The sequence below is a fragment of the Sanguibacter inulinus genome (genome assembly GCF_013415325.1).
GTDB lineage: Bacteria > Actinomycetota > Actinomycetes > Actinomycetales > Cellulomonadaceae > Sanguibacter > Sanguibacter inulinus.
This window is the reverse complement of sequence record NZ_JACBYE010000091.1, coordinates 1-5,848: the sequence shown is the minus strand read 5'-3', so window position 1 is coordinate 5,848 and position 5,848 is coordinate 1. Positions and strand designations below refer to the sequence as shown.

Here is a 5,848-nt window from a genome sequence, read left to right as displayed (position 1 = left end):
TAAGAGACAGGGGCTGCGGGGTCTCGTGGCTCACCCGCCCGACCCTAGCGCGCCGGGCAGGGGCCGTGCAGACCCGCGCCGGCCCGTCGCCAGGCTCCGGCTCCGTGCCGGGACTCGGCTCCCCCGGCCAGCATCACAGTCTCACCGGGTCTCGTCCGCCGGATCCTGCACACCGTCTCCACCTGCCGACGCATAGGCTGGGCACCATGACTTCTTCGACCTCACGCTCCGCCTGGGGCCACGGCCTGGCCACCGTCACGACAGCAGGGGTCGTCCTCGACGTCTGGTACCCGAGCCCAGCGCTCGGCACAGCTCCCGAGGACGCCGCCGAGCCCGCAGAGCTCGCCGCCCTGGTCGGGCGCGACGAGGCCCGCGACGTCGACCTGGTGCTCGTCACCGTCGAGATCGACCTCGACGAGGCGCCGACCGACGCCCCGGACGCCTACCTGCGCCTGCACCTGCTGTCCCACAGGCTCGTCGCGCCGCACGGGCAGAACCTCGACGGGCTCTTCGGGGTCCTGGCCAACGTCGTCTGGACCAACCACGGCCCGTGCGCCGTCGAGGGCTTCGACACCACCCGGGCACGCCTGCGCGCCCGCGGGCCCGTCACCGTGCTGAGCGTCGACAAGTTCCCCCGAATGGTCGACTACGTGGTCCCGACGGGCGTCCGCGTCGCCGACGCAGACCGCGTCCGCCTCGGCGCCCACCTCGCCTCGGGCACGACCGTGATGCACGAGGGCTTCGTCAACTTCAACGCGGGAACTCTCGGCACCTCGATGGTCGAGGGCCGGATCTCGGCCGGGGTGGTCGTCGGTGACGGCAGCGACATCGGCGGTGGCGCCTCGATCATGGGCACCCTGTCGGGTGGTGGCAAGGAGGTCGTCTCGATCGGTCGCCGCTCGCTCCTCGGCGCCAACGCCGGTCTGGGCATCGCGCTCGGGGACGACTGCGTCGTCGAGTCCGGGCTGTACCTCACCGCCGGCAGCAAGGTCGCCCTCGTGGGGACGACGACAGGTCCCGACGGAGGCCCCCAGGTCGTCAAGGCCCGTGACCTCTCGGGCCACGACAACCTGCTGTTCCGCCGCAACTCGCTGACCGGCGCGATCGAGGCCGTCTCGCGTGACGGCGTGGGCATCGAGCTCAACGCCGCGCTGCACGCCAACTGATCCGTGCCGCCCCAGGTCCCGTCGTCACGCCGCACGCCGGCGCGCTCTCAGCGTGCGGCGCGGGCGCGTCGCGCCTCCGTGCGACGCGCTGTCGTCACGACGGTCTCCGTGCTCGCCGTCGGTGCTCTCGCCGTCGGTGGCGTGGTCGTCCTGCTCGACAGGACCCAGCCGCAGGTGGCCGACAGGCAAGGCTGCGTCGCTGTCCTGGACGGCTCGGACTGGCGGATGTCGGTCGACCAGGCCGACAACGCCGCTCTCATCGCGAGCATGTCTCTGCGGAGGCAGATGCCGGCGCGCGCCGCGACGATCGGGCTGGCCACAGCGCTGCAGGAGTCGCGCCTGGAGAACATCGACTACGGCGACCGGGACTCCGTCGGGCTGTTCCAGCAGCGCCCGTCCCAGGGCTGGGGATCGGTCGAGCAGATCATGGACCCCGTCTACTCGGCGACCAAGTTCTACGACGGGCTCGACACCATCTCGGGGTACCTCGACCTCCCGGTGACCGAGGCCGCGCAGGCTGTCCAGCGGTCCGGCTTCCCTGACGCCTACGCCCAGCACGAGCCCAGGTCGCGTGCCTGGGCCGCCGCACTGAGGGGCCAGACACCGGCTGGGATCACCTGCACGCTGCCTGACGCCCCGCTCGTCGAGGCTGGGAACCCCACGAGCGTCGAGACGGCGCTGGCAGCGGTCGAGGCCCGCGCGACCCGAGACCTCGGCGAAGGGGTCAGCACCCGGGGCGACGGGCTGCAGATCGTGCTCCAGGCCGCACCGCTCACCGAGCGTGACCCCCTCGACGTGGTGACCTGGGCCCTCGGCAGCTGGTCGGTCGCGACGGCCTCGGCCACCGGGATCGAGACCGTCGCGGTCGCCGACCAGGTCTGGTCGAGGAGCACGCGAGAGTGGGCGCCTGTCGACGCGGCCGCCGCTGTCCCTGCGGGTCAGGTGCGGCTGACGCTGCCCGCGGCCGGCTGACCCCTCCCGGGCCCCCTGGCCCCGAGCACGACAGAGCCCGCCCTGCTCGTCGCAGGGCGGGCTCTGTCGCGTGCTCGGGGGGCGTCAGCGCTCGTCGACCGGGACGTACGGCCGCTCGGTCGCACCCGTGTAGATCTGGCGCGGACGGCCGATCTTCGTCTGCGGGTCCTTCATCATCTCGCGCCACTGCGCGATCCAGCCGGGCATGCGCCCCAGGGCGAAGAGCGGCGTGAACATCGCCGGCTCGAAACCCATGGCCTTGTAGATCAGGCCCGTGTAGAAGTCGACGTTGGGGTAGAGCTTGCGCTCGATGAAGTAGTCGTCGTTGAGGGCGATCTCCTCGAGCTGCAGCGCGATGTCGAGGAGCTCGTCGCGCTTGCCGAGCGTCGAGAGCACGGCGTCGGCGCTCTTCTTGACGATCGCGGCACGCGGGTCGTAGTTCTTGTAGACCCTGTGGCCGAAGCCCATGAGGCGGACGCCGTCCTCCTTGTTCTTCACCTTCGTCATGAAGGTGTCGACGTCGTAGTCGGAGGACTGGATCGACTGGAGCATCTTGAGGACCGACTCGTTGGCACCACCGTGGAGCGGGCCGGAGAGCGCGTTGATCCCGGCGGCCACGGAGGCGTAGAGGTTCGCGTGGCTCGAGCCGACGATGCGGACCGTCGACGTCGAGCAGTTCTGCTCGTGGTCGGCGTGCAGGATGAGCAGCTTGTCGAGGGCGTCGACGACCGTGGGGTCGGAGTCGTACTGCTGGTACGGGACAGCGAAGGTCATGCGGAGGAAGTCGTCGACATAGCCGCGCGAGTAGTCCGGGTACAGCAGCGGCTCGCCGACGCGGCGGCGGTGCAGGTACGAGGTGATGGTCCGCGACTTGGCGAGCAGCAGGACCGTCGCGAGCTCGATCGTCTCGTCGTCGAAGGGGTCGAGGGACTCCGGGTAGAACGTCGACAGCGCGTTGATCGCCGACGACATCACGGCCATCGGGTGCCCGTTGCGCGGGAAGGTCCCCATGAAGGTGCGGAAGTCCTCGTGCACGAGCGTGTGGCGGTTCACGCGCTCGACGAAGGCCTCGCCCTCGCTCTTGCTCGGGAGCTCTCCGTGGATGAGCAGGTAGGCGACCTCGAGGAAGGTCGACTTCTCGGCGAGCTGGTCGATCGGGTACCCGCGGTAGCGCAGGATCCCCGCGTCGCCGTCGATGTAGGTGATCTCCGACTCGCACGAGGCGGTGTTCATGAACCCGGGGTCCACGGTGACCATGCCTGTCTCGCGCAGCAGCGACGACACGACGATCCCGTCGTTCCCGTCTGTCGCCGGGACGACCGGCAGCACCTGTGACCGTCCGTCGACGTCGAGGGTGACGGTAGGTGTCTGAGTGTCCGACATAGCTTCCTTCCTGCGCACGCGACGCCACCCTGTCGGGCAGAGCGGTGCTCCTCCTGCTCGACGCCGGAGGGCGCCGCTGACTGCCGGCGTCGACCTGGGTGAGGACGACACTGGCCCACTGCGACCGTACCTGGCACCTGAGGGATGTGCCCAATCAGTGAAGGGCCCAAAGACCCATATTCGGAGTGAGACAGGTCACACTCCGGAGGTGCTACGCCGTCATCGAGACGACGGCTCAGACTTCACCAGAGCACGGTCAGGCAAGTGTCTGGCCTGCACCACAACTGAGTCAAATCGACACCAAGCCGGGTCAACCGGAGATGAGCCTCGCAGCAGCCTCGTCGATGCGCTCGTCTGTCGCCGTGAGAGCCACCCGCACGTGAGCGGCTCCCGCCGACCCGTAGAAGGTGCCAGGTGCCACGAGGATCCCCAGACCAGCCAGGGCGTCGACGGTCTGCCACGCGACGGGGTCGCCAGGCGCGGCACCGGCGGGACGGCTCCAGAGGTACAGACCAGCGTGAGAGCCGTCGACCTCGAGGCCGTAGGACCGCAGCGCCGGGAGCAGAACGTCGCGGCGGCGACGGTAGACCTCGCGCTGGGCGGCGACGTGGGCGTCGTCGGCGAGAGCTGCGGCGGTCGCGGCCTGGACCGGTGCCGGGACGATCATGCCCATGTGCTTGCGGAGCTCGAGCAGGCGGGCGACGAGGGCCGGGTCGCCCGCGACGAAGGCCGACCTGTAGCCCGCGAGGTTGGACTGCTTGGAGAGCGAGTACGCGGCGAGCAGACCCTCGTGGGAACCGCCGTTGACCCGAGGGTCGAGGATGCTCGGCACCCCGCCGGTGCTCCAGGGCTCGTCCCAGGCAAGCTCGGCGTAGCACTCGTCGCTGACCACCACGGCGCCGGCGGCCCGTGCAGCACGGACCACCCGGGCCAGCTCCTCGACCGAGAGCACCTCACCCGTCGGGTTGCCCGGCGAGTTCACCCAGACGAGGCGGACGTCGTGGCGTCCCTCCCAGTCGGAGACGTCGGACGTGGCGAGGGCCGTGGCACCCGCCAGGCGCGCCCCGACGTCGTAGGTCGGGTACGCCGCAGCAGGGTGCACGACGACGTCACCTGCGCCGAGCGAGAGCAAGGACGGGAGCAGCGCGACGATCTCCTTGGAGCCGATCGTCGGCAGCACGGCGGCAGGGTCGAGACCGTCGACGCCGCGGCGGCGCGCGAACCACGCGGAGACGGCCTCGCGCAGCACTGGCGTGCCGTGGGTCGTCGGGTAGCCGTGGGCGTCACCCGCGCCAGCGAGGGCGTCCTGGACCAGTGCGGGGGTCGGGTCGACCGGGGTGCCGACCGACAGGTCGACGATGCCGCGGGGGTGCGACCTGGCGCGGGTCGCGGCCGGGACCAGGGTGTCCCACGGGAACGGGAGGTCGCTGAGGTCGGCGAGACCCACGGGCGCGCCTCAGGCCTGCGGAGGCAGAGCGAGGATGACGGGGTGGTCCTTGTCGATCTCGCCCATCTTGGCGGCACCGCCAGGAGAGCCGAGGTCGTCGAAGAACTCGACGTTCGCCTTGTAGTACTCCGACCACTCGTCGGGCACGTCGTCTTCGTAGTAGATGGCCTCGACTGGGCACACGGGCTCGCAGGCACCGCAGTCGACGCACTCGTCCGGGTGGATGTAGAGCGACCGTTTGCCCTCGTAGATGCAGTCCACGGGGCACTCTTCGATGCACGCCTTGTCCTTGACGTCGACACAGGGCTGCGCGATCACGTAGGTCACTTCGATGTCCTTCCCGAGGGCGAGTCCAGACGTGGGAGCGCCTGGACAGCGACGTTCTAGTATCGCCTAGATCCGCACCTGCCGTCTCCGGTGCCCGTCCTCCGACTCCTCGAGGTCCTGTGACTTTCCCGACACACCGCACGCCCGACGACCACGGCCCTGGGTCGCCTGCCAGCGACGACACTGCGGCGGCGCTCCCGACCGTCGGCCCACCGGAGCTGTCAGCAGGCTCGACAGAGCAGGGCGGCAGCTCGGCTGGGCAGAGCGGCACGCCTGCGCGTCCGTGGGAGAGCTGGGAGCCCGGCGTCCGGGTGATAGTCCGCACCCGGCTCCCCGAGGGATCGAGCCACCTCTACACCGACGTGCTCGGGACGATCACGGACCGCAGCGACGAGGCTCTGACGATCGAGACCCGGACGGGGACCGTCGAGGTCCGGCTCGCCTCCGTCGCGACGGGGAAGATCGTGCCGCCAGCACCTCCGCGCCGCCGGCCCCGCGAGGGCTGAGCGGCGGGCAGGTGGGCAGGTGGGCAGGCGGCGCGGAGGTGCTGGCG

The 5,848-nt window shown here is 70.5% G+C and carries 6 protein-coding genes; 3 read left to right on the top strand and 3 right to left on the bottom strand.

The genetic code is table 11. The features are described 5' to 3' along the window. Window positions 1-206 precede the first annotated feature (206 nt). The gene (gene dapD / locus HZZ10_RS18865) at window positions 207-1,166 is read left to right on the top strand and encodes a 2,3,4,5-tetrahydropyridine-2,6-dicarboxylate N-succinyltransferase (RefSeq protein ID WP_179914692.1); all 960 of its coding nucleotides are present in this window, start codon (window positions 207-209) and stop codon (window positions 1,164-1,166) included. 78 nt (window positions 1,167-1,244) lie between these two features. Next, a complete protein-coding gene (locus tag HZZ10_RS18860; protein ID WP_235533841.1) occupies window positions 1,245-2,138 on the top strand; it encodes a hypothetical protein in 894 nt (297 codons plus the stop codon). Window positions 2,139-2,222: 84 nt separating this feature from the next. Here the strand turns inward: HZZ10_RS18860 and HZZ10_RS18855 are convergent, their stop codons facing one another. The 3 genes from HZZ10_RS18855 to fdxA form a co-directional block, all read right to left on the bottom strand. Further along, on the bottom strand, window positions 2,223-3,521 hold the full coding sequence (locus tag HZZ10_RS18855) for a citrate synthase (RefSeq protein WP_179914691.1): 1,299 nt from the start codon (window positions 3,519-3,521) through the stop codon (window positions 2,223-2,225). Between the two features lie 310 nt (window positions 3,522-3,831). Continuing rightward, complete coding sequence (gene dapC, locus HZZ10_RS18850) at window positions 3,832-4,968, bottom strand: succinyldiaminopimelate transaminase (RefSeq protein WP_179914690.1); 1,137 nt, start codon at window positions 4,966-4,968, stop codon at window positions 3,832-3,834. A 9-nt stretch (window positions 4,969-4,977) separates the two neighbouring features. Beyond that, window positions 4,978-5,295: a ferredoxin gene (fdxA, locus tag HZZ10_RS18845; protein WP_056129490.1), complete on the bottom strand. Its 318-nt coding sequence runs from the start codon at window positions 5,293-5,295 to the stop codon at window positions 4,978-4,980. A 119-nt stretch (window positions 5,296-5,414) separates the two neighbouring features. On the opposite strand from fdxA, the gene HZZ10_RS19210 reads away from it, so the two are divergent. Next, a complete protein-coding gene (locus HZZ10_RS19210) occupies window positions 5,415-5,801 on the top strand; it encodes a putative acetyltransferase (protein WP_218928966.1) in 387 nt (128 codons plus the stop codon). Window positions 5,802-5,848: the final 47 nt, after the last annotated feature.